The organism is Allokutzneria sp. NRRL B-24872 (genome assembly GCF_002155965.1).
Classification (GTDB): Bacteria; Actinomycetota; Actinomycetes; order Mycobacteriales; family Pseudonocardiaceae; genus Allokutzneria.
On sequence record NZ_MUMH01000219.1, the window covers coordinates 1 to 791 of the forward strand.

2 pseudogenes are annotated in these 791 nt (G+C 72.7%); one reads left to right on the forward strand and one right to left on the reverse strand.

Going from position 1 to position 791, the window contains the following annotated elements:
* A pseudogene (locus CCN37_RS41820) lies at positions 1-147 on the forward strand (ribonuclease D); the annotation flags it as partial.
* 103 nt (positions 148-250) lie between these two features.
* Here the strand turns inward: CCN37_RS41820 and CCN37_RS41180 are convergent.
* Positions 251-766, reverse strand: a pseudogene (locus CCN37_RS41180) (site-2 protease family protein); the annotation flags it as partial.
* Positions 767-791: the final 25 nt, after the last annotated feature.

A 791-nucleotide genomic window follows, 5' to 3' on the forward strand; every position in this document is an offset into this window, starting at 1 on the left:
CTGGAGGAGTTCGAGGCGGTGCGCACCGCGCCCCCGCCCGGTCCGCGCGCGGCCCCGTCGCGCCGCACCTCCGTCATCCACAAGCTGCGCTCGCCCCGCCACTACGCGGCGGCCACGTCGCTGTGGCAGGCGCGCGACGGACTGGCGGCAGCCCCGGCAGCAGGTTGAACAGCGTGACGGCTCCGTTGGCGATCGTGGCTTGGAGCAGCAGCACCCAGGCCACCGTCTCGTGCTCCGCCATCAGCAACGCCACGCCGAACACGCCTGTCAGCAGCAGTGACACCGCGGGCCCTGCCGCCGCGACCACGCCCTCGTGCGCGGGGGTGGAGGGCGTGCGGACGACTTCCGAGACCCCGCCCAGCATCTGCAACCGCACGCGGCGCACCGGCAGGCCCAGGCGCAGTGCCGCGACGCAGTGCCCCAGTTCGTGCAGCAGCACCGAGATCGCCAGCAGGATCGCGAACGCGCCCGCGAGCAGTGCCGCGACCCACAGCGGGCTTCCTGGCAGCAGCAGGCCGACCAGCGGCGTGTAGAACACCACGACCAGTGCGGCGAAGAGCCACCACGACGGCGCGAGCAACACCGGGACACCCGACACCCGGCCGAGGAGCAACCCTCCTCCGCCGTGCCCGTCCCACCGTCCCGCGGTCGTCACGCACAGCAGCGTAGGGGTCACCGTGTTCGATCGCCGTATCGCCTGCTCCCAGGGGTGGCAGCACTTCGCCCAGTTCCGGACGGTCGAGGACCGGCGAACGCGGTGACTCACGGAGCAGGTGCGGCTGGTTGTCCAC